Raw genomic sequence first — 20,283 nt, 5'->3', positions numbered from 1 at the left:
TCTCCTTGCTTCCGTTTTATAACGAGCAAAGCGTCTACAATTCTAGGGGCACCTCACTGGCCGTTGCGGTTGTCGGTACGTGTCGCACAATTGATGGACCGATTAATTTGGATTTTATGGGCCTCAGTATCAAAGGTGGTGGTGGAATTGTCGTGCTGTGGATCGCCACGTTTCTGGCCATAGTGCTCGCTATCCGAGTTCTCTGGTAGCTTACATGATCGTTGGAATCGGTTGCGACTTGCTTTTTGTGCAGTCAATTCGACGTTCGCTCGCTGGGCTTGGTGATGACTACAAGGAATTCGTATTTACCGACGAGGAACGTACTCTGGCAGAGCAGTCTGCGGACCCAGGCCTGATGTTTGCTCGCGCCTTTTGTGGAAAAGAGGCGTGTTCCAAGGCATTGGGGACGGGCTTAACCGAAGACATTCTGCTCCAAGACATCGAAATACTTGGAACCAAGGCCGCCCCAATCTTACGGTTGTCCGGGGGGGCGACGGAAAGGCTCACTAGAATGGTTCCAGCCGGTTTACGGCCCAACCTGAAATTATGTTTTTCGGGGGATCGAACTTTACTCCAGGCCTTTGTAATAATTACCGCCATAGAACCTTTCGATAGCTAACCCGATTTCCGACCGCTCGTTGCTCCTGAATGAAATAAAACACAACATGAGCGATTGTAGGGATCACATGACTTCTAGCTGTTTAGAGCCTCTAAATCAGCAACGACGCGTTAGAGTTCCCAACCAATCCGCCATCCAATCCCAAACACATATCCCCACATTTTGAACCAACTGAAAAACACAATCATTTTCAACTGGTTGTCAGACAGCTAGGATGATTCACAATCATCCAAGTGGTGACCCACTACCGTCACAGGGCGATATCGACATGACCAAGGCGATCATCGCCGCCGGTAAGCCCCTCAAAATCACTGTCCACGACCACCTTATTGTGGGCCGCGAAGGCGTCGCCAGCATGAAGCAGATCGGCTCAATCTAATCTTCGCAAAAAACTCAAATTCAGACGCAGAGCCGCCTCAAGCCTGAATTTGTCGATGTTGAACCGTGGAAAAGTACACTGAGCGCAGCGAAGGACTTTTTCACGATCATTGCCTGTACCCCCAGGTGATCATCCAGCGATCCAGCTCAACCAGCGAGGTCAAATCCTTGCCGCGATCGTACTCAAGCCCAAACGCGAAATGGCTGGTGTCGGTCGGGTAATACATGGCCCGCGCCCCAAGCCGGTCGGCGCTGGCGCGGTTTGAGGTCACATCCTCACGCGCGCTATACTGCACGTTCATACCGAAGGTCGGCAAACCGGCTGGCCGCTTAAGCCGCACGCCCCATTCCATATCATAGCCCAGACGGCCATATTGCTTGACGTTGTTCAGCGTGACCTTATCGCCTGGATCGTCAATGCCGACATAGTCCGCCACAATGGTCATGTTGGCGTTCTGGCACCACACGCAATATTCGCGCTTGGGGTCTGCGTCGCCATAGAGCCAGTATTGCACCGGCGGCTTGAGCGAGGCTTCAAAGCGCGTAAGGGCCGACTGAAACTCATCATCGGTTTGCCACGCCGCCGTCAGGTTACCGATATAGGCATGTTCGGCCTCATCATCAGCAAAGCGGAACCGGCTGCGGATACCGAAATCGAGGTTATTGACTTCGCTGTACTGGTTCCAGTGGGTGACCCTCTCATAGGCTAAAAATGGGCGGACATTGCCTGATGTTTTGGTGGCGTCGGCGTCATCGCCCCAATGCGCAATATCGGGCGCAGCTATGGCGGCCCTGATGTTAACGATCGCTGACTTATCCGAAGCACTTTTGTAATATGAGATTCTGGCCGGATCGCGCTGAGAATATTTATCTTTTTCAGTTTGGCTGACGTTGGAGGCGACCCTGAACAGCGACAGGAAACTACGCTTTTCCTGTATGGCCGGCAGAGTCTTTTCGGTGACCACCGGCGGTGTAACCTCGGCCACAACGGGCGCAGGCGGCGTGGTGCAGGTCAGGACATAGCCCGGATTATTGGGGTCATAAAAGGCGGCGATGCGGGCAATATCGCCTTCGGGCTCCGGCCAGTTGGCCTTCCACTCCAGCTTAAGCCCCCGTCCTTCACGCACGCTCAACATGCGGGCGGCGGCATTGCGAAGTTGCGCCAAAGATACCTGAGATGGGGACGCCTCGGCGGGCTGACAGGATGCGCCGTCACAGATGGTCGTGGCAATCCGTTCCCCCAGCGGCACCGACTGCGGCCCCATAAAGCTCACATCCAGCGTCACCGGATAGCGCGACAAAAGCTGGGCAATGGCCAGATCGCGCGGCAGGACACGCTCATCACCGCTCGGCTCACAGGCCTTGGACTCCAGTTCGACAAAGGCCGCATCGCTAAAATTGACGGTACGCACCGGCATTTCGGCGCTGGCCGTCGTAGCACTCATCATCAAGGCGGCGATCAGACTTCCCAAGGACAAAACCCGTATGAAATGTTTGGCGGTGAGTTTGCAATGCAATAGTTTTCAAACTTTTACCGCCCAAACCAGCATTTGCAAGCACTGAGGGATAAAATGTTCGTTTCGCTCACGCCCGGAGCGGGCTCCGCAGGGTCGCCTGACGATCGACGACACCCGGTCGGTTGCTGGTTATTTGCGGCGCTTTGCCGCCTCTAACAACCGCCAGCCCAGTAAAACTATAAGGATCGCGCCATAAATCAGCGGCATGGTTTTATCGGCCTTGGCCAGCAGAAAATAATGCAGAACCCCCAGCGGAACAATTAAATAGATCAGCTTATGCAGATTGCGCCACACCCGCCCGCCTATGGCCTTGATGGCCCCATTGAACGAAGTGACCGCCAGCGGGATCAGCAGCACAAACCCAACCATGCCAAAGGTGATATAGGGCCTTTTGACAATATCTTTCCAGATCGCGCTCCAGTCAAAATACTGATCGATGCCGATATAGCTGGTCAGGTGGAGCAAAATATAGGCAAAGGCAAACAGCCCGATGGGCCTGCGCCAGCGGATCAGGCGCGGCTGTTTAAAGATGCGCACCACCGGCGTGATCGCCAAGCCGACAATCAATAACCGCAGACCCCAGACCCCAAGTTGGCGCACAATCGTCTCAATCGGATTGACGCCCAGATCGCCATTATAACCGCGCCAGATCAGCCACATCAGCGGCAGCATACAGATCAGGCAGATAAACGCGATATCTAAGGTAAAGCCTTTTTTATTTGATTTTACCATGACTTAGAAAAACTTCTTCAAGTCCATGTTGCGGTACATGCCCGCCACCTGATCGCCATAGCCATTGAACATCAAGGTATCGCGCCGGCGGAACTCACCAATGCGGCGCTCCGTAGCCTGCGACCAGCGCGGGTGATCAACATTCGGGTTCACATTGGAATAAAAACCGTACTCATTGGCACCATATCTCTGCCATGAGGTCGGCGGCTGGCGCTCGGTAAAGGTGATGTCAGTGATCGACTTGATGGATTTAAAGCCATACTTCCACGGCACCACCAGCCGGATCGGCGCGCCGTTCTGATTGGGCAAAAGATCGCCGTATAGCCCGACAGCCAGAAACGCCAGCGGATTGAGCGCTTCATCCATACGCAAGCCCTCCACATAAGGCCAGTCGAGAACATTTGAGCGCAAACCGCGCATTTCTTTTGGTTTTTCGGCGGTTTGAAAGGCGACATATTTGGCTTTTGATGTCGGTTCAGCCAGCTTGATCAGGTTGGCCAGCGGAAACCCTACCCACGGTATGACCATCGACCAGCCTTCGACGCAGCGCAGGCGATAGATGCGTTCTTCAAGGGCATTTTTCAGCAGGGTTTCAATGGCCAGGGTTTGCGGCTTGCCGCACAGCCCGCCGAGCTTTACCGTCCACGGCCGCGTGTTTAAACTGGCCGCATATTTGGCCGGATCGAGCTTATCGGTCCCAAATTCATAAAAATTATTGTAGCCGGTGACCGCGTCATATTCGGTCTTTTTCTCGGATGTTGAAAATGGCCCCGGCTTAAAGGCCAGCTTGCCCTTGACTTGTGCTGCCTCCGCATCCGTGCCGTCCATCACATCGCACCCGGCGACCGCAGCCGTTATGCCAAAGCCCAACCCCAGTTTCATGATCTGGCGGCGCTGATCATAGACGTCTTTTGGTGTGACGTCGTTTTCGCTGATGTCGCCATTACCCGGACGGATGCGTTTGATGAACACGGTAACCTCCTGCGCTTAATCAAGCCTACACTAACTACTGTAAGTGTATACGCCCGTAGCCGGATTCAGGTTACCGCCTTGACCAATTTAATGCAGCGACACACCTAATGCTTTAGCCGCATCAACCGAAATCTGGCCCTGCGCCAAGCCCTGATCGGCCTGGAACTTTTGCATGGCCGTCACGGTCTTGGTGCCCAATACCCCGTCAATCGCCCCCGGATCATAGCCGCGCTTTTTCAGCGCCGTCTGGATTTCGCGGACCTTGGCAGGCGTTGCATTGCGTTCACATAAGACCTCAGACCATACCGGCTCGGCCTCTTTAATCGTGCGGGTTTTGGCCACCATCTTATAGGTCGCCGGGATGACGATCTTCTCAGAACGTGCCTCTTCGACCACCTCTTTGACCTTGGTCTTACCGTAAACTGCCGGAATGACGCGCTCCTCAAAGCGTTCCGGCTCAACGATCTCCGTGCGGGTAACTTCGCGCGTCACAGCCGGGATTTTGATTTTGCGGATACGCTCAGGCTCGATCTCAACCTTGCGCTCGACGATGTCATATTCCGCCGGGATCAGCTCCAGACAGTAGACATCCTGCGTGCGCGCATCCGTGCGGTATTTGCGACCGTCATTATGGTGGCCATCATGGCTGCGGGTGGGTTGTTCTTTACCCGGCCAGGTCAGCTTGCCATCCTGACGATAGGCGACCGGACGGTAATCACCTGCGGATACCACCGCCACCTGCGGGGCGATGGATTTTTGCAGCACCCATTCTTCGCGCGCCTCACGCACCATCACGCGCTCTTTGCGGTACTCATAGCGAGCGGGGATGACCTCTTCGCGGTAGCTGGCCGCTTCGACCACTTCGGTGTCGCGCACCTGACGGGTCACGGCGGCAATGCGAATGCGCTCAACCCGCTCAGGTCGGATGACGGTGTCTTTTTCGACCCAGCGCGTGACAGCGGGGATGGTACGGGTCTCATAGCGTTCCGGCGTGGTCTCAACCTTGGCCTGATAGGTCTCAGTCACCGGCGGCTTGATCAGGCGGGTGTAGCACTGCCCCGCCCGCGCCATCTTGCGCACATCGGCAGGTAAGGCGTGATGCTCCTTGGTGCCTTCGGGGCATGGCTCTTTAAGTTCCGCGCGCACCTTAGCGGGCTCAGGCGCCGGTGCGGGCGGCATCGGGCCGGAGGTGACCTTGACGGCTTCGGTCACGTCGGCCACGCGCACCGGCTTTTTGGCTTGCTTCTCGACCTTTTTGACGACGGGACGGGTTTTTGCGGGCGGCGCATAATCGCCACCGGCAAAGGCGGGCATCGACGGGGCAGACAGAGCCAGTACAGCGGCAACCGCTACCGAGATATTCAAACCGCGCATGTTTAATCTCCTAAACCGTGCCGACATATTTTGACGCGCATCTGATCCAAAAACCGCTGACACTTTTTGGGATGCGCTCATGGCTTCACCTTACCACGAACAACACAGCACAGTTTAGAGTATTAACACAAACTTAACCAACATTAATCTCCCGCAGGCGGGTAAATTAACGATATTATTCAGTTCCTTTTCCTACATAAGCCGCTAACCAGAACAGAGGCGCGTTCCAATTTATCGCTACTTCGTTGGTCGAATAGCTGTCGATATGGTCGATATAGCAGGTCTGCGGCTTGCAGTTGGCAAAGATTGCCTTAAGCGCCGGATCAGCCGCGTTACGATTTTGCGGCCCACCGGCCAGCACACCCGGCGGTGGCGGCGGCAAGTTTTTATCCTTCGATGGCGCCCAAAAACGATGGTGCGGGTGCTGCATCGCGTTTAAGCCATAGCCGGATACATAGGAGATCATATTGGGATTACGCCCCAACAAATAATCCATCAAATGAAGGGATTGATCGAAATAGTTCTGGTTTTTCGTGAAGCTGTGGGCATAGCCAAAGATCATAGCGCGATTGGCGAAATCGGCATTCGATCCCCACACGTATGGCCGAGTCATCGGGATCATATAGCCCTCGCCTGCCGTCTGGGCCACATAGGCATCGGCAGTCTTGATGATCGCCTGACGCGCGCCGTCACGCATATCGGCAGGGATGTTGGGGGCAATGCTCAAAGATAGCGTGCCGAGCGCTTGCACCGAGCCCCAGGAAATATCACCGCCACCTTGGGCATCACCGGAGGGCGAGGCCAGATAGTCGGGCGATGCGCGCACGAAGGCTTCAAACTCCGCCTCGCCGGTGGTGATAAACAGTTCTGCCGCCGCCCAGTAGAACTCATCGGTGGCCTTGGGGTCGCCGTAACCGCCCCCGCCGCCTTGCAGCACGTCGATGGCCAGCACATCCGGTAATCTTTGCGCCGCTGCAAAGGCGCGTCTGGCCGAGGTTAAACATTTGGCGGCATAGGCGCCATCCACCCCTTTAAACAGACGCGCACACTGGGCGGCCGACGCCGCCAGATTAAGTGTCGCCGTGGTTGACGGATAGCTCAGATAGCGCTTTTCTGTGTCCAGATGCGGCGGCATGGGTACGGCGGTCCAGTGCTCATCGTGCATCTTATGGTGGGCCATACCCGACGCATCGACTGTGCTGAACTCAAGCTTATCCAGCGATTTCATCTGATTGCCGCGTGGCAGCTTCAACGTGGCGCCGTCCGGCACCTGCATGGCCATCATGAAGTCCATTTCAAAGCGAACTTCGTCCAAAAGATCATTGATGCCATTGGCATTTTCAGGAATGGCAACCTTGCCATCCGCGAAATCAGCAGCCCCTTTCGAGAACTCGTACCAGTTCATCAGCGTCCAGACGGCGATGCCACCATTGACGACATATTTGCCCTGATCGCCCGCGTCATACCAGCCTTTGGAGACATCGAGTGTATAGGGGCACCCGCCCCAGTCATTGCCGCGAAAATCCTTGGGGCCGTAGCAGGTGGCGGTATCAGGGTTATGCGCCACGGGCCGCGCCCAGCGTTCGCCGACATATTTCGCCTCAATCGGCACACTGGCGCGCTGATGATAAAAGAAAGCCAGCGTATCATAGCGCAGACGATCATAGACCTTGGGGCCGATATCAAAGGGCGAACTGGCGATTTGATTAAAGACCAGCACATAATCTTTGCCGACCGTTTTCAGTTCGGAAAAATCGATCTGATGCACCGGACTGCCGGAACCGGCATTCATGCCGAAATAACGGCTCTGACCACGGGCTACCACCTTGCCCTTAGCGTCTTTTACCTGCCACGGCACGGGCTTGGCATCGCTACCGGACACAATCGCAATTTTTGGGGAAGACGGTAAAAAGCCCGTCTGGTTCAGAGCTATCTGCGGCCCGCTCTCGCCCACCGCGCCGCCACCATAAAACCCGGCACAGGCCGACACCATAAGAGCTAACCCCATACCGATGACCGGCTTCAAAACACGCTTAGCCATGACTGATTGTCCCTGCTGTTAGCGTTATCGTTGATTGGGTTTAACAAAACCGATGCCGCTTAAAAAGTACATTTAAATCTTGACTCCCGGCCCGCATCCGCCCAACAGAACCGCATATTTTCTGTCCCCCCAAAATCGGATGCCGCCATGATCCCCCGTTACGCCCGCAAAGACGCCACCATCATCTGGGACCCGGCCACCAAGTACAAAATCTGGTTCGAGATCGAGGCCCACGCCGCCACCAAGATGGCTGAACTGGGCGTGATCCCGGTCGAAGCGGCTGAAACCCTGTGGGCCAAAGGCAAGGACGCCGCCTTCGATTCCGACCGTATTGATGAGATCGAACGCACCGTAAAACACGATGTTATCGCGTTCCTTACCCATGTATCGGAAATCGTTGGTCCCGAAGCCCGCTTCCTGCATCAGGGCATGACCTCATCCGATGTTTTGGATACCTGCTTTGCGGTTCAGCTTCAGCGCTCCGCCGATCTGCTGATCGAAGATGTCGATCTGCTGCTGGCCGCCATTAAAAAGCGCGCGCTGGAGCACAAATTTACCCCGACCGTCGGACGTTCGCACGGCATCCACGCCGAACCCGTGACCTTCGGCCTGAAACTGGCCGGTTACTACGCTGAGTTCGTGCGCGCCAAAAAGCGCTTAAAGGTCGCCCGCGAAGAAATCAGCACTTGCGCCATCTCCGGTGCGGTTGGAACCTTCGCCAACGTCTCCCCCGAAGTCGAAGCCTATGTGGCCGATAAGATGGGCCTTGAGATCGAACCGGTATCGACGCAGGTCATCCCGCGCGACCGCCATGCGGCGTTCTTTGCGGCGCTCGGCGTGGTCGCATCCTCGGTTGAGCGTCTGGCGACCGAGATCCGCCACCTGCAACGTACCGAAGTGCTTGAGGTCGAAGAGTTTTTCTCCGCCGGCCAAAAGGGCTCCTCGGCCATGCCGCATAAGCGCAACCCGGTGCTGACCGAAAACCTGACCGGGCTGGCGCGTCTGGTGCGCTCCGCCGTCGTCCCCGCCATGGAAAACGTCGCCCTGTGGCATGAGCGCGACATCAGCCACTCCTCGGTTGAGCGCGGCATTGCGCCGGATGCCTGCGTGCATCTGGATTTCGCCCTGCGCCGCCTGACCAATGTGGTCGATAACCTGCTGATCTATCCGGAAAATATGCAGAAAAATATCGATCGTCTGGGCGGTCTGGTTTACTCGCAGCGGGTCATGCTGGCCATGACTCAAAAAGGTATGTCGCGTGAAGACAGCTATTCGGCGGTTCAGCGCAATGCCATGAAGGTCTGGCGCGGCGAAGGCGCTTTCCTTGATTTCCTGTCGGCGGACGAAGACGTGTCGAAATTCTTCACCCGCGAAGAACTGGAGCCGTTCTTTGATATTGGCTACCACACCAAGCATGTCGATACGATCTTCGCCCGCGTGTTTGGCGAATAGGGTCTGATGGCCCGGCCCCCGATCCGCTTTCAGCTTAACCCAGGGCTTGATCGTCAAGCCCTGTCGAAGGCTTATCGAACGCAAGGATGGGTGCAGGCAGATAATCTGTTTGTACCCGACGTGGCCGAGCAACTTTATGAAGTCCTTGAAAAATACACGCCCTGGCATCTGGCTGTGCATCAGGACGGCGGCAAGCCTCGCCTGTTATCGCAAAACGACTGGCGCACTCTCGCCCCCGGAGACCTCGAAGCCCTGATGCGGGACGCCACGGCGCGGGCCGGAGCGGGCTTTTCCTATGTCTATATGTGTTATCCGATGATCGATGCCTATGTGCAGGGGCGTGACGCCGGTCATCCCCTGCACAGCCTGACCGAGTTTTTGAACAGCGAAGCGATGCTAAGCTTTGCTCGCGACGTTTCCGGGCATGAGGATGTCGTCAAAATAGATGCTCAGGCGACCTTTTATCGACCCGGCGATTTTCTGACCCTGCATGATGACCGGGACAAGGGGCAGCGGCTGGCGGCCTATACATTAGGGTTCAGCCGCAACTGGCGTCCCGATTGGGGCGGTCAGCTTATGTTCCATACGCTCTCAAATGACATCGAACGCGGCTTTATACCGCGTTTCAACACGATGACTTTGTTCAGAGTTCCGACTCTGCATTCCGTTGCCCCCGTGGCCCCATACGCCCGCAACCCGCGCCTGAGCGTTACCGGTTGGCTGCGCAATGACCCGCCTGTGAAATGAGACACACCATGTCCCTCGCCCTTAACGATGCTTTCGATTTTGCCGGTTACCAGAGCCGCTTTGCCTCCAAGGGTCGTATCCGCCTTGAAGGGGCGCTCGACAGCGAAGACGCCCTGCAGGTTCATCACGCACTGGAGCAACAGACGGCGTGGGAACTGCACCTGATGTCCGCCCAGGGTGAGCCCGATGTGATTTCACGCACAGAGTTGTCGGAACTGAACGACATGGCCATTCAGGATCGACTGTCGGCGGCGGCTGAAAGGGCCCAGACCGGCCTGTCCTATCTGCATCTGGGATACGACCTGACCTCGAAAGAGGCCATTGAGAACCTTGGTGGAGGGCACCCGCTGCTTGATCTCGCCCGCCTGATCTGGTCGGCTGAGTTTGCGGCATTTTGCGAAAATCTGACCGGCCTCAGCGGACTGAGGTTGCGCTCACTGATCGCCACCGCCTATCGCCCCGGCGACTTTTTCACCATGCATCAGGATTCCGGCGCGAAGCTTAGTTTTGAGTGGAACTTCACCCACGACTGGCGCTCGGACTGGGGCGGTCAGATCCTGTTCCATTCCCCGTCCGGCGACATCGAAGGCGGCATCATGCCCCGGCTGAACGATTTGAGCCTCTATAGCGGCGAACAGCCCCGCTCGGTCAACAGCGTCGCCGCCTTTGCCGGTGCCCCGCGCTTTGCGGTATCCGGCAGGTTTGAGTAAGTAGTCCTAGCCTCAGCTTCGGCACGCCTTTTGCTCTGGTTCCGCCCTCACCTTTTAGTTGAGCCGGAATAATACAGAAAAAGGCGTACACAGATGGAACCGCAATCCCCCACGCTGATGATGTGGAGCAAGCTTGTCGACCTTCATGTCTTTCATGATAACCTAAAGCAGGAGCGACTGCGCCGCTTCATGCCCTTCCAACTTGGTCTGATGGCAGGTTTTGCTTTGTCGGTCATGCAACTGATTGCCCCGACCTATCCGTTCTCGGTGCCGGATGTCGGCTACCGGATCATCTGGTTCACGTTCGCGCTCGGCTTTTGCTATATGGGCTTCAACTATGCCCGCCGGACTATGGCGATCGATACGCGCAACGCCGAATATGCCCGCACCATCAAAAACCAGCTTCGTCATTTCGAGCAGCGCCTGAAACCTTTGTTCGGTGATATCGACTTCATGCCCTATGAAGGCCAGTTCAAGGTGCTGAACGAGCACTCGGTGCATCTCGATTCCAACGGCGATTACCTGATCCCGCGCTCCAGCCGTTCAGAGCCCGCCCGTATCGATCACCTGGGCGAGCATGAAGACGACGCGGTTGAGCACATGTCTGCCGAAGACGCCCCGCGCCGTCGTCGGTCTTCCAGCCGCCGCCGCACGTCCGGCAAGTATTTTCTGGACTTTACCCATGTGGCCCGGCCGGCCGCCTTTCATGAAGCCCGTATCCTTCAGGTCGTCTCATGGACCTGGGTGGCGTCGCTGGCCTGCCTTTTGATGACCTCGGCCTTTGTGTTCAATGTCATACACTGGCGCGTGTAATCGCAAACAACAAAAAAGGCGGTGCCCGCAAGCACCGCCTTTTTTATGTCTTGTGAGACCTATTCGCTATTGCTCGCCCTTGAGGACCTCTCATCTTAGGTTATTGCTCGCCCTTAAGGGCTTCGCGGGCCTGAGCGTGATATTCGGCAACCCTGGTGCGAACTTCTGATTCGCTGACCGACAGATTTGAGGCCTTAAGGTCGCCTAAAACCTTACGGATCACATCTTCTTCGCCGGGCTGCTCAAAGTCAGCGCGAACCACCGCCTTGGCATAGTCCTCAAGGATTTGGCCCGTCAGGCCCATCTTTTCACCGGCCCAAAGACCCACCATACGGTTGCGGCGGGCGGCAGCCTTAAATTCCAGTTCCTCACTGTGGGCAAACTGGTTTTCAAAGCCCTTGGAACGATCTTCAAACGTAGTCATCTGGTAAAAACCTCTATAGTGCTTTTAAGCTTTAATGCGGCTTATTCCGGCGTGCAATCGAAACCGTCATTTACATCGTAAAAGTTTTTGATTATTTGCAGCCACTACACGCATCAGATATGATGTATAGGCCTTATCCCAAGGTATCCGAAAGGCAGTTCCAGACGGCAAATCCTGTTCCGCCCCCTGATGTTTGCTATCATCGGGGTTTTGGTGTTTTTGCCGCCGCCCCGCTGGCTTTCCCGTTTGACTGGAGATGGTGATGACCACCAAAAGCCGTAAGAAAATCTACGAAGGCAAGGCCAAGATCCTTTATGAGGGCCCTGAGCCCGGCACGCTGGTGCAGTATTTCAAGGATGACGCCACCGCCTTTAACGCCCAGAAAAAGGCGGTTCTGGACGGCAAGGGTGTCATTAATAACCGCATCTCTGAATTTGTGATGACCAAGCTGAACAACATCGGCGTTCAGAACCATTTCATCAAACGCCTCAACCTGCGTGAGCAACTGATCCGCGAAGTCGAGATCATCCCGCTTGAAGTCGTCTGCCGCAACGTGGTCGCCGGCTCGATGGCTAAGCGTTTTGGACTGCCTGAAGGGCAACAACTGCCGCGCTCGATCATCGAATTTTACTATAAGAACGACGCCCTCGAAGACCCGATGGTCACCGAAGAACATGTCACGGCGTTCAACTGGGCTAACACTCAGGAAATCGACGAAATCCTGGCCATGACCCTGCGCGTCAACGACTTCCTGTCGGGCATGTTTGCCGCGGTCGGCATCACGCTGGTCGATTTCAAGATCGAATATGGCCGCCTGTTTGAAGGTGAGTTCTCGCGCGTTATTCTGGCCGACGAAATCAGCCCCGATAGCTGCCGTCTGTGGGATTCGACCACGGGCGATAAACTGGATAAGGACCGTTTCCGCCGCGACATGGGCAATGTGATTGAAAGCTACACCGAAGTCGCCAAACGCCTCGGCATCATGGGCGATATGCCCAAGGTGATCGAAGGTGGCATTACCTCGTAAGAAAGTCCCTCGGCTGCGCCTCGGTGTACTTTCTTACGTTTCGATATTGAGAAAATTTCCTTGGGGCGGCCCTGCGGAAATTTTCGCTTTAGATTGATAGAAGTGAAAACAATGAAAGCTAAAGTTCACGTATTCCTGAAACCCGGTGTTCTGGACGTTCAGGGCAAAGCCGTTGAGGGCGCACTTAATGGCCTGTCAACGGTTCAGGGCTGGGCCAGCGTGTCCCACGTCCGCGTCGGTAAGGTGCTGGAGTTTGATGTTGCGGCCACCACCGCCGATGAGGCCAAGGCTCAGGTCAAGGACATGTGCGATAAGCTTTTGGCCAATACCGTGATCGAATCCTACACCGTCGAGGTCGCTTAAGATGTCGTTTAAGGCCGCTGTTCTGGTTTTCCCCGGCTCCAACTGTGACCGCGACTGCAAGGTGGCGGTCGAACGCTCAACTGGCGGCCATGTTGACATGGTCTGGCATCAGGACACGGCCCTGCCCGCTGGCCTTGATCTGATCGTGGTGCCCGGTGGATTCTCTTACGGCGATTATCTGCGCTGCGGGGCTATGGCGTCGCTGTCTCCGGTGATGGCCGAGGTCGTGAAAGCGGCAGAGCGCGGTGTCAATGTCATCGGCATCTGCAACGGTTTTCAGATTTTGTGTGAATCGGGCCTCCTGCCCGGCGCCCTGATGCGCAACAACACCCTGAAATATATCTGCAAGCCGATCGAGCTTAAGGTCGAAAACCATAACACCGCCTTTACCCAAGGCTACAAACCGGGCCAGAGCGTGTGGATGACGCAGGGCAATGCCGACGGCAATTTCGTCGCTGATGCCGACACCCTGAACGCCATTGAGGGCAATGGTCAGGTCGTGTTCCGTTATGTCGAAAACCCGAACGGCTCCGCCAATGACATCGCTGGCCTGATGAACACACGCGGCAATGTGCTGGGGATGATGCCCCACCCTGACCGCGCGTTCGAAGCTGAACTGGGCTCAGACGATGGCGCGACCCTGTTCAAAAGCCTGCTTAACTCGGCCCTCACTGCCGCTTAATTCACGCCCTTGCTACCCATAGCGAGGCGAATGAAACGAAGACGTACCCCATGACCACGACGACCGCTCCTAAACCCAAATCCATGGCCGATTACGCCGCTGAGTTCGGCCTGAAGCCTGATGAATATCAGGTCATTCTTGACCGGCTGGGGCGTGAGCCGAACTATGTTGAGTTGGGTGTGTTTTCGGTCATGTGGTCGGAGCATTGCTCCTACAAATCCTCGCGCCTGCACCTGAAAAAGTTTCCGGTCACCGGCGACCGCGTCATTTGCGGGCCGGGCGAAAATGCCGGTGTCATCGACATTGATGACGGCCAGGCCTGTATCTTCAAGATGGAATCGCACAACCACCCGTCCTATATCGAGCCCTATCAAGGGGCCGCGACCGGTGTTGGCGGCATCATGCGCGATGTCTTCACCATGGGCGCGCGTCCTGTGGCCCTGCTGAACGCCCTGCGTTTCGGTGAGCCTGACCACCCCAAGACTAAGCGCATCGTCGAAGGTGTGGTCGCCGGTATCGGCGGCTATGGCAACTGCGTCGGCGTGCCGACCGTGGCCGGTGAGACCAACTTCCATTCCGGCTATAATGGCAATGTGCTGGTCAACGCCATGTGCGTGGGTCTGGCCGATGCCGATAAGATCTTCTATTCCGCCGCCCCGGAACCCGGTCTGCCAGTCGTCTATTTCGGCTCCAAGACCGGCCGCGACGGTATCCACGGGGCGACCATGTCGTCGGCTGAGTTCACTGAGGATTCCGAGGAAAAACGACCGACCGTTCAGGTCGGTGACCCGTTTGCCGAAAAGCTGCTGATCGAAGCCACGCTGGAACTGATGGCTACCGGGGCTGTGGCCGCCATTCAGGACATGGGCGCGGCGGGCCTGACCTCGTCCTCGGTCGAAATGGCCGGTAAGGGTGGTCTTGGCATTACCCTCGACCTCGATAAGGTGCCGCAGCGCGAAGAAAACATGTCGGCCTATGAGATGATGCTGTCGGAATCGCAGGAGCGTATGCTGGCCATCCTCAAGCCCGGCCGCGAAGCCGATGGTTACCGCGTCTTTGAAAAATGGGGCTTGGATGCCGCCGTGATCGGTGAAACCAACACCTCCGGCCGCATTATCCTGACCCATAAGGGCGAGGTCGTGTGCGACCTGCCGCTGGCCCCGCTCAGCGATGATGCGCCGCTCTATGACCGCCCGTGGGTTGAGCCCAAGTGTGAGCCGGAGCTTAAGCTTGCGGATATCCCTGCCCCGGCTAACCTCAATGATGCCTTGCTGGCCATGATATCCTCGCCGGACATGTCGTCCAAGCGCTGGTTGTGGGAGCAATATGACCGTCACGTCATGGCCGATACCCTGGCCGATTCCTCGACTGGCCACGATGCCGGCATGGTCCGCGTCCACGGCACCAAAAAAGCGCTGGCGGTAACGTCTGACTGCACCCCGCGCTATGTTTTGGCCAACCCCTATGAAGGCGGCAAGCAGGCCGTGGCCGAAGCCTGGCGCAATCTGACGGCTGTGGGCGCTGACCCGATCGCCATCACCGACAACCTCAATTTCGGCAGCCCCGAAAAGCCTGAGACTATGGGCCAGATCGTGCGCGCCATCGACGGCATGGCCGAAGCCTGCCGCGAACTGGTCTTCCCGGTCGTATCGGGCAATGTCTCGCTCTATAACGAAACCAATGGCGTCTCGATCCCGCCGACCCCGACCGTTGGGGCGGTCGGTCTGCTGAAAGACTATGATCAGCGCGCGGGCTACAATAGCCTCAAGGCCGGTCAGGTGCTGTTGCTGATCGGCGCGACCGTGGGTGAGATGGGGTCGTCCATTTACCTGCGTGAAGTGCATGGCATCGAAGCCGGGGCCCCGCCCAAGGTCAATCTCAAGGCCGAAAAGCGTAACGGCGATTTCGTGCGCGACCTGATCAAAACCAAGGCCGTCACCGCCGTTCATGACCTGAGCGATGGTGGACTGGTGATTGCCGCCCTTGAAATGGGGCTGGCCTCAAAGGTCGGGGTTGAGCTTAAAAACCCGTCCGGCCTCGAAGACCACGTGTTCGCTTTTGCCGAAGATCAGGCCCGTTATCTGGTCGGGGTCGAAGACGCATCTGCCCATGCCCTGCTGGCGCGTGCGGCTGAGGCTGGCGTTCCGGCGCAGGTCGTGGGTTTGGCGACCGGCGCGGATCTGATCTATGCGGGTCTGTCGCTTAGCCTGTCTTCGATCAAGGCCGCCCACGAAGCGTGGCTGCCCGCCTATATGGGCGCGCCCACCTAATCGCAAAAGTCGATTGCAAATCACATCGCAACCCAAGGCTTTAAAACAGGTGCGATGGATTGAAATAACCGCCCGCAAACCCACTTAAGCGGTAACCCTAACGCTTGTGTTAACCTTCGGGTCATAACCCTGACGCTAAGGTTTACCCCGTCATTGCCTTTGAGTCCCATTATGCCCATTGCCCAGAGCGACCTCGAAACCCTTCTGAAAACAGCCTTCCCACAGGCTGAGATTGAGGTTGTCGATCTGGCCGGTGATGGCGATCACTATAAGGCAATTATTGCTGACGCGTCGTTTGCGGGCCTGAGCAAGGTCAAGCAGCACCAGAGCGTCTATGCCGCATTAAAGGGTCGCGTCGGGGGGGAAATTCACGCCCTGGCGTTAGAGACCCGCGCCCCCTGACGGAGCGCCCGCGATGCGATACCGCCCCTTTGGACGTTCCGGCATGGCGCTATCGACCGTAGGCCTGCGCCTGAGCTGGGACACGTTCAATAAAAACCGCAATACTGCCGCCGCCCTGATGACGGCGGCGCTCGAAAACGGCATCAACACCTTCCATTTCGACACCACCGATCTTGAGTTGCTCAAACTGGCAGCCGAGGTGTTTTCGGTCGTCGATCGCAAGCTGTTGTTTATCGGCTGCACCGCGCACGGCCGCACCATTGATGGCCCCGCCACCAGCTATGAACTGACCCCGCTCAGGTCGCGCCTGAAAGGGGCCATTAAGGAGTCCGGCCTGATGTGGCTCGACATGCTGGCGTTTGAGCGGCCCATCAACTACGTCCTGCCCGAAGACAGCCGCGCCTTTTTGCGAAGCCTCAAAGAAGCGCGTATGTTGCGCTATGCCTGCGCCACCGTCGATGTCGCCGACATGGACGAAGTGATCATGAGCGGCGATTTCAACGTCATTGACACCCGCTTTGACCTCGATACCTCATGGGATAAGCGCAACCTGATGGATAAGGCGGTCGCCAGCGACATGTCCATCATCGCCCGCGACTATTATCCGGATGCCTATAAAAAAGCCTCCGACCTGATGCCCTCCGATGGCAAGAAGTCGTGGTTCTTTAAGAAACCGGAGAACCCGCTGACCGGGGCTGGCACCTATGCCTTTCTGCACCAGACCCCGGATTGGACGGCGGAGGAACTGTGCCTGTCCTACGCCCTGCACCAGACCGCTATTTCCTGCGTGCTGATTGAGCCAAAATCGGTGGATCAACTGGAACTTCTGGCGCAGGTGCCGGAGCGTCACATGCCCTCCTCCGTCCCGGCCCAGATCGAAATGGCCCGCTTTACCGAGCACGGACCGAAAAACCGCGCCAAAGCCTGATCGGGGCCTAGATTTTTACGGACTACGCGCCTATATCAAAGCCATACATTTATGCGGAGCCTGATACCGTGAGCACTGAAGTAAACACCGAAGCCCAGCAATTTATTGAGACGACGATCAAGACCAATCCGGTCGTCCTGTTCATGAAGGGCACGCCCGATGCGCCGCGTTGCGGGTTCTCCTCGCTGGTGGTGCAGGTTCTCGATCATCTGGGCGTCGAATTTGCCGGCGTTGACGTGCTTCAGGACGAGGCGATCCGCGATGGCATCAAGGCTTTCACCGACTGGCCGACCATCCCTCAGCTTTATGTCGCCGAAGAGTTCGTGGGCGGCGCTGATATCGTGCGCGAAATGTTCCAGTCGGGCGAACTCAAGCAACTGATGACCGATAAGGGCATCGTTGCGGCTTAATCCAACCGCATCATCCTTCAAAAAAAGGCCTGTGTTCGCTCAGGCCTTTTTTCGTACCTCTTGAGTGGCGACTTGCACGCTCAAGCCCACCCCTAACATCCGCACGATATCTGACGACAGGAAATCGGCACCATAGCCATTCAAATGTAGATTATCGTAATAGAGCGGTTTACCGCCCTTTTCCGAAGCGCAGCCGGAGGCCGTGACTGAGCACAGCGCGTGGGCCGGATCGTAGTACATGACCCCGGCCTTGGCGCTTTGCCGATCCAGTAGATTGCGGGCCACCTGTGTGCGCTTAAGGTGATCCTCCAGCGACAGATTGGGCAGGTCGTGATTGCGGCGCGCGCTCTTGATCGATGAGAACATGTAGCGCGGCACATGGTGGCTCATTTGCGGAATGGGATAGACCAGAATGATGGTCTTACCGGCCTTAAGATAGGCGTCAAACTCACGGTCCATGACCGCGGCAATGGCCACTTCGCGCTCAGGCTCACGACGGCCCCGCACCAGTTCCGGCCGCTCTGCCGAGGTGTAACACTGACGCGCTTCCGGGCAACTGAAATAGTCGGCCCAGTTCGATACCACGATGATGGTGTCGATGGTTTTCGACTCCAGAATATACTGATGGGCCTTAGTGTGAAACTGGGCACAGGGCTCCGGGTCTTCGCGCCGGATAAGCCCCGCAAACGGCGGACAGCCGGTCCAGGTAAACTGCTGCATGCCGATCGGCTGCCCGGTCAAGTGTTCGGCCAGTTTCCATGATACTTCGGTCGACATGCTGTCGCCGACCACCGCCACGGTGCGGCCCGACGTGTCGCCAAACCGGCAATAGCTGTCAAAAGACGTCGGTATCTGGTTCAGGCAGTCCTTGCCGTAAGGGCTGGTATATTCATTGCCCGCCGAGATCATGCGCTCTTCTGCGCTCAGGCGCTGAGGCAGGCCACCGGTGACATGCAGCGCCATACCGACCGCCACCAGACTGGCCGCGCAGGCCGCGGCACCGGCAAATAGCTGATACTTTGGCAGTTTCAGCCCCTTACGGAACGGCTGCTCGACATAACGCCAGGTCAGATAAGCCAGCCCCAGCGACAATAGTGTCAGAACAATATAGCCCTTTGTCGATACTCCATCCGGCGACAACAGACGCGCAAACACAAACACCGGTTGATGCCACAGATAGGCGCTGTAGCTGATCAGGCCGATGCCGACAAAATATGGCTGGGTCAAAATCCGGTAGGCCCACGTCCCGTCCCGCGCAAACCCGATAACCAGCATGGCGCCACTCACCGGAATGAGGGTCAGCAGGCCCGGCCACGGTATAAAATGCTCAATCACCAGAACCGGGGTGATGATCATGACCAGCCCGGCCATGGACAGAACCTGACGCACGTCCCGCCGCATCATCAGGTGGTGCAGACGCGCGATCAGCGGCGGATGGACCGTCTCAAGCCCCTGATTGCGCATCCCCAGCGCCAGCAAGGCCCCGGCCAGCAACTCCCACGCCCGGCTCGGCAGCAGGTAAAAGGTCGCATTGGGATCATGACGCCAGTTATATTCCGCCCAGATCAGGCTGGCCAGCGCCACCACGCCCAGAATGGCCATAATGTAGCGACGCGCAAACCGCCAGATAGCAAACAAAATCAGCGGGAACAGCAGGTAAAACTGCTCCTCCACCGCCAGAGACCAGGTGTGCAGGAAGGGCTTATATTCCGCAGCCCCTTCGAAATAGCCGCTTTCGCCCAGAAAAAACACATTCGACAGGAACAGGTTGACCGCAACCAGGCTCTGGCCGAAATCGCGAAACTCTTCGGGCAGCATGGTGAACCATGCAAACGGGATCGACACGACCATGACAAGGATAAGCGCCGGCGCAATGCGCCGCACGCGCCGTTCATAAAACTTGAGCAGCGAGAACCGCCCTTCGGCGATTTCATCGGCCAATATGCGCGTGATCAGGTATCCGCTGATGACGAAGAATACGTCAACACCGACAAAGCCGCCTGAAAACATTGAAAAACCGGCATGACCGAAGATCACCGGCAGTATCGCCAGCGCTCTCAGCCCGTCTATTTCGGGCCTGTACTTATCTTGTGCGTACGTCAAAGCCGTGCCTCACGAACTGCTGCAGCGACGCGAATGCGCCACTCGGGTTTTCTGCCCGTGCATTAGTCAAAAGCCAGTGCTGTTCGTTTCCCCGATACCGTTCAAAATGCGAACGGCCCCTCAAAAGCGCGCGGATTTAAAGTTTCTGCCTTGCGCGCCCGGCCAGCCCTTTGGGCCTGCCATAAGCGTTATGCTACCGTACAAATACGCTACGCTACATTAACCATAAAAATCGCAGAGCCTTACGGATACACGATTTTACGCAACTGCGATATAAAATAATTGAGCGCTGCGTTTTAAGTTCATTTGTTGACACATA

Annotated in this window: 21 protein-coding genes; 14 read left to right on the top strand and 7 right to left on the bottom strand. The window is 56.8% G+C overall.

The genetic code is table 11. The annotated features are described in order from the left end of the window. From IE102_RS17905 to IE102_RS15690, 3 genes are all read left to right on the top strand, one after another. On the top strand, positions 1-209 hold a 209-nt coding region (locus IE102_RS17905; protein WP_229807805.1), incomplete at its 5' end, for a hypothetical protein. A 5-nt stretch (positions 210-214) separates the two neighbouring features. Then, a complete protein-coding gene (locus tag IE102_RS18120) occupies positions 215-619 on the top strand; it encodes a holo-ACP synthase (protein WP_189488417.1) in 405 nt (134 codons plus the stop codon). 214 nt (positions 620-833) lie between these two features. Beyond that, the gene (locus IE102_RS15690) at positions 834-998 is read left to right on the top strand and encodes a JAB domain-containing protein (RefSeq protein WP_189488416.1); all 165 of its coding nucleotides are present in this window, start codon (positions 834-836) and stop codon (positions 996-998) included. Between the two features lie 106 nt (positions 999-1,104). Here the strand turns inward: IE102_RS15690 and IE102_RS15685 are convergent, their stop codons facing one another. The 5 genes from IE102_RS15685 to IE102_RS15665 all read right to left on the bottom strand — a co-directional run bounded on the left by IE102_RS15685 (position 1,105) and on the right by IE102_RS15665 (position 7,633). Continuing rightward, a complete protein-coding gene (locus tag IE102_RS15685) occupies positions 1,105-2,469 on the bottom strand; it encodes a hypothetical protein (protein WP_189488414.1) in 1,365 nt (454 codons plus the stop codon). 174 nt (positions 2,470-2,643) lie between these two features. Next, the gene (msrQ, locus tag IE102_RS15680; RefSeq protein WP_189488412.1) at positions 2,644-3,246 is read right to left on the bottom strand and encodes a protein-methionine-sulfoxide reductase heme-binding subunit MsrQ; all 603 of its coding nucleotides are present in this window, start codon (positions 3,244-3,246) and stop codon (positions 2,644-2,646) included. A gap of 3 nt (positions 3,247-3,249) precedes the next feature. Next, the gene (gene msrP / locus IE102_RS15675) at positions 3,250-4,218 is read right to left on the bottom strand and encodes a protein-methionine-sulfoxide reductase catalytic subunit MsrP (protein ID WP_229807804.1); all 969 of its coding nucleotides are present in this window, start codon (positions 4,216-4,218) and stop codon (positions 3,250-3,252) included. A gap of 87 nt (positions 4,219-4,305) precedes the next feature. Beyond that, on the bottom strand, positions 4,306-5,592 hold the full coding sequence (locus IE102_RS15670) for a peptidoglycan-binding domain-containing protein (protein ID WP_189488410.1): 1,287 nt from the start codon (positions 5,590-5,592) through the stop codon (positions 4,306-4,308). Positions 5,593-5,767: 175 nt separating this feature from the next. Next, a complete protein-coding gene (locus IE102_RS15665; RefSeq protein ID WP_189488409.1) occupies positions 5,768-7,633 on the bottom strand; it encodes a glycoside hydrolase family 9 protein in 1,866 nt (621 codons plus the stop codon). Between the two features lie 147 nt (positions 7,634-7,780). On the opposite strand from IE102_RS15665, the gene purB reads away from it, so the two are divergent. The 4 genes from purB to IE102_RS15645 all read left to right on the top strand — a co-directional run bounded on the left by purB (position 7,781) and on the right by IE102_RS15645 (position 11,355). After that, positions 7,781-9,085, top strand: a complete 1,305-nt coding sequence (gene purB, locus IE102_RS15660; RefSeq protein WP_189488407.1) for an adenylosuccinate lyase — start codon at positions 7,781-7,783, stop codon at positions 9,083-9,085. 6 nt (positions 9,086-9,091) lie between these two features. Next, entirely contained in the window at positions 9,092-9,832 is a 741-nt protein-coding gene (locus IE102_RS15655; RefSeq protein WP_189488405.1) for a 2OG-Fe(II) oxygenase, read from the top strand. Positions 9,833-9,840: 8 nt separating this feature from the next. Further along, on the top strand, positions 9,841-10,542 hold the full coding sequence (locus tag IE102_RS15650) for a 2OG-Fe(II) oxygenase family protein (RefSeq protein WP_189488403.1): 702 nt from the start codon (positions 9,841-9,843) through the stop codon (positions 10,540-10,542). Positions 10,543-10,635: 93 nt separating this feature from the next. Continuing rightward, positions 10,636-11,355: a hypothetical protein gene (locus tag IE102_RS15645; protein WP_189488401.1), complete on the top strand. Its 720-nt coding sequence runs from the start codon at positions 10,636-10,638 to the stop codon at positions 11,353-11,355. Between the two features lie 100 nt (positions 11,356-11,455). On the opposite strand, the gene IE102_RS15640 is transcribed toward IE102_RS15645, so the two are convergent. Then, entirely contained in the window at positions 11,456-11,779 is a 324-nt protein-coding gene (locus tag IE102_RS15640) for a DUF1476 domain-containing protein (protein ID WP_189488399.1), read from the bottom strand. Positions 11,780-12,041: 262 nt separating this feature from the next. Between IE102_RS15640 and purC the strand changes: the two genes are divergently transcribed. The 7 genes from purC (at position 12,042) to grxD (ending at position 17,861) form a co-directional block, all read left to right on the top strand. Continuing rightward, positions 12,042-12,806, top strand: a complete 765-nt coding sequence (purC, locus tag IE102_RS15635) for a phosphoribosylaminoimidazolesuccinocarboxamide synthase (RefSeq protein ID WP_189488397.1) — start codon at positions 12,042-12,044, stop codon at positions 12,804-12,806. Positions 12,807-12,917: 111 nt separating this feature from the next. After that, complete coding sequence (gene purS / locus IE102_RS15630; protein ID WP_189488395.1) at positions 12,918-13,169, top strand: phosphoribosylformylglycinamidine synthase subunit PurS; 252 nt, start codon at positions 12,918-12,920, stop codon at positions 13,167-13,169. Position 13,170: 1 nt separating this feature from the next. Further along, entirely contained in the window at positions 13,171-13,851 is a 681-nt protein-coding gene (purQ, locus tag IE102_RS15625; RefSeq protein WP_189488393.1) for a phosphoribosylformylglycinamidine synthase subunit PurQ, read from the top strand. Positions 13,852-13,901: 50 nt separating this feature from the next. Continuing rightward, on the top strand, positions 13,902-16,121 hold the full coding sequence (gene purL / locus IE102_RS15620) for a phosphoribosylformylglycinamidine synthase subunit PurL (protein WP_189488392.1): 2,220 nt from the start codon (positions 13,902-13,904) through the stop codon (positions 16,119-16,121). A gap of 171 nt (positions 16,122-16,292) precedes the next feature. Beyond that, positions 16,293-16,523 (top strand): BolA/IbaG family iron-sulfur metabolism protein, encoded by a 231-nt coding sequence (locus IE102_RS15615; protein ID WP_189488390.1) that lies wholly within the window; start codon positions 16,293-16,295, stop codon positions 16,521-16,523. Between the two features lie 13 nt (positions 16,524-16,536). Then, the gene (locus IE102_RS15610) at positions 16,537-17,451 is read left to right on the top strand and encodes an aldo-keto reductase family protein (RefSeq protein ID WP_189488389.1); all 915 of its coding nucleotides are present in this window, start codon (positions 16,537-16,539) and stop codon (positions 17,449-17,451) included. A gap of 68 nt (positions 17,452-17,519) precedes the next feature. Next, a complete protein-coding gene (gene grxD / locus IE102_RS15605; protein WP_189488387.1) occupies positions 17,520-17,861 on the top strand; it encodes a Grx4 family monothiol glutaredoxin in 342 nt (113 codons plus the stop codon). A gap of 39 nt (positions 17,862-17,900) precedes the next feature. Here grxD and IE102_RS15600 read toward each other — a convergent pair whose 3' ends face one another. After that, the gene (locus IE102_RS15600) at positions 17,901-19,964 is read right to left on the bottom strand and encodes an acyltransferase family protein (protein WP_189488385.1); all 2,064 of its coding nucleotides are present in this window, start codon (positions 19,962-19,964) and stop codon (positions 17,901-17,903) included. Between the last annotated feature and the right edge of the window lie 319 nt (positions 19,965-20,283).

This window comes from Asticcacaulis endophyticus, assembly GCF_014652575.1.
Lineage (GTDB): Bacteria > Pseudomonadota > Alphaproteobacteria > Caulobacterales > Caulobacteraceae > Asticcacaulis > Asticcacaulis endophyticus.
The sequence above is the reverse complement of the archived record's forward strand: the minus strand, read 5'-3'. Positions and strand labels throughout refer to the sequence as shown.

Coding starts and splice junctions, on each gene's coding strand:
- IE102_RS18120 (WP_189488417.1), top strand. CDS start 215: ATGATCGTTGGAATCGGTTGCGACTTGCTTTTTGTGCAGTCAATTCGA.
- IE102_RS15690 (WP_189488416.1), top strand. CDS start 834: ATGATTCACAATCATCCAAGTGGTGACCCACTACCGTCACAGGGCGAT.
- msrQ (WP_189488412.1), bottom strand. CDS start 3,246: ATGGTAAAATCAAATAAAAAAGGCTTTACCTTAGATATCGCGTTTATC.
- IE102_RS15670 (WP_189488410.1), bottom strand. CDS start 5,592: ATGCGCGGTTTGAATATCTCGGTAGCGGTTGCCGCTGTACTGGCTCTG.
- IE102_RS15665 (WP_189488409.1), bottom strand. CDS start 7,633: ATGGCTAAGCGTGTTTTGAAGCCGGTCATCGGTATGGGGTTAGCTCTT.
- purB (WP_189488407.1), top strand. CDS start 7,781: ATGATCCCCCGTTACGCCCGCAAAGACGCCACCATCATCTGGGACCCG.
- IE102_RS15655 (WP_189488405.1), top strand. CDS start 9,092: ATGGCCCGGCCCCCGATCCGCTTTCAGCTTAACCCAGGGCTTGATCGT.
- IE102_RS15650 (WP_189488403.1), top strand. CDS start 9,841: ATGTCCCTCGCCCTTAACGATGCTTTCGATTTTGCCGGTTACCAGAGC.
- IE102_RS15645 (WP_189488401.1), top strand. CDS start 10,636: ATGGAACCGCAATCCCCCACGCTGATGATGTGGAGCAAGCTTGTCGAC.
- IE102_RS15640 (WP_189488399.1), bottom strand. CDS start 11,779: ATGACTACGTTTGAAGATCGTTCCAAGGGCTTTGAAAACCAGTTTGCC.
- purC (WP_189488397.1), top strand. CDS start 12,042: ATGACCACCAAAAGCCGTAAGAAAATCTACGAAGGCAAGGCCAAGATC.
- purS (WP_189488395.1), top strand. CDS start 12,918: ATGAAAGCTAAAGTTCACGTATTCCTGAAACCCGGTGTTCTGGACGTT.
- purQ (WP_189488393.1), top strand. CDS start 13,171: ATGTCGTTTAAGGCCGCTGTTCTGGTTTTCCCCGGCTCCAACTGTGAC.
- purL (WP_189488392.1), top strand. CDS start 13,902: ATGACCACGACGACCGCTCCTAAACCCAAATCCATGGCCGATTACGCC.
- IE102_RS15615 (WP_189488390.1), top strand. CDS start 16,293: ATGCCCATTGCCCAGAGCGACCTCGAAACCCTTCTGAAAACAGCCTTC.
- IE102_RS15610 (WP_189488389.1), top strand. CDS start 16,537: ATGCGATACCGCCCCTTTGGACGTTCCGGCATGGCGCTATCGACCGTA.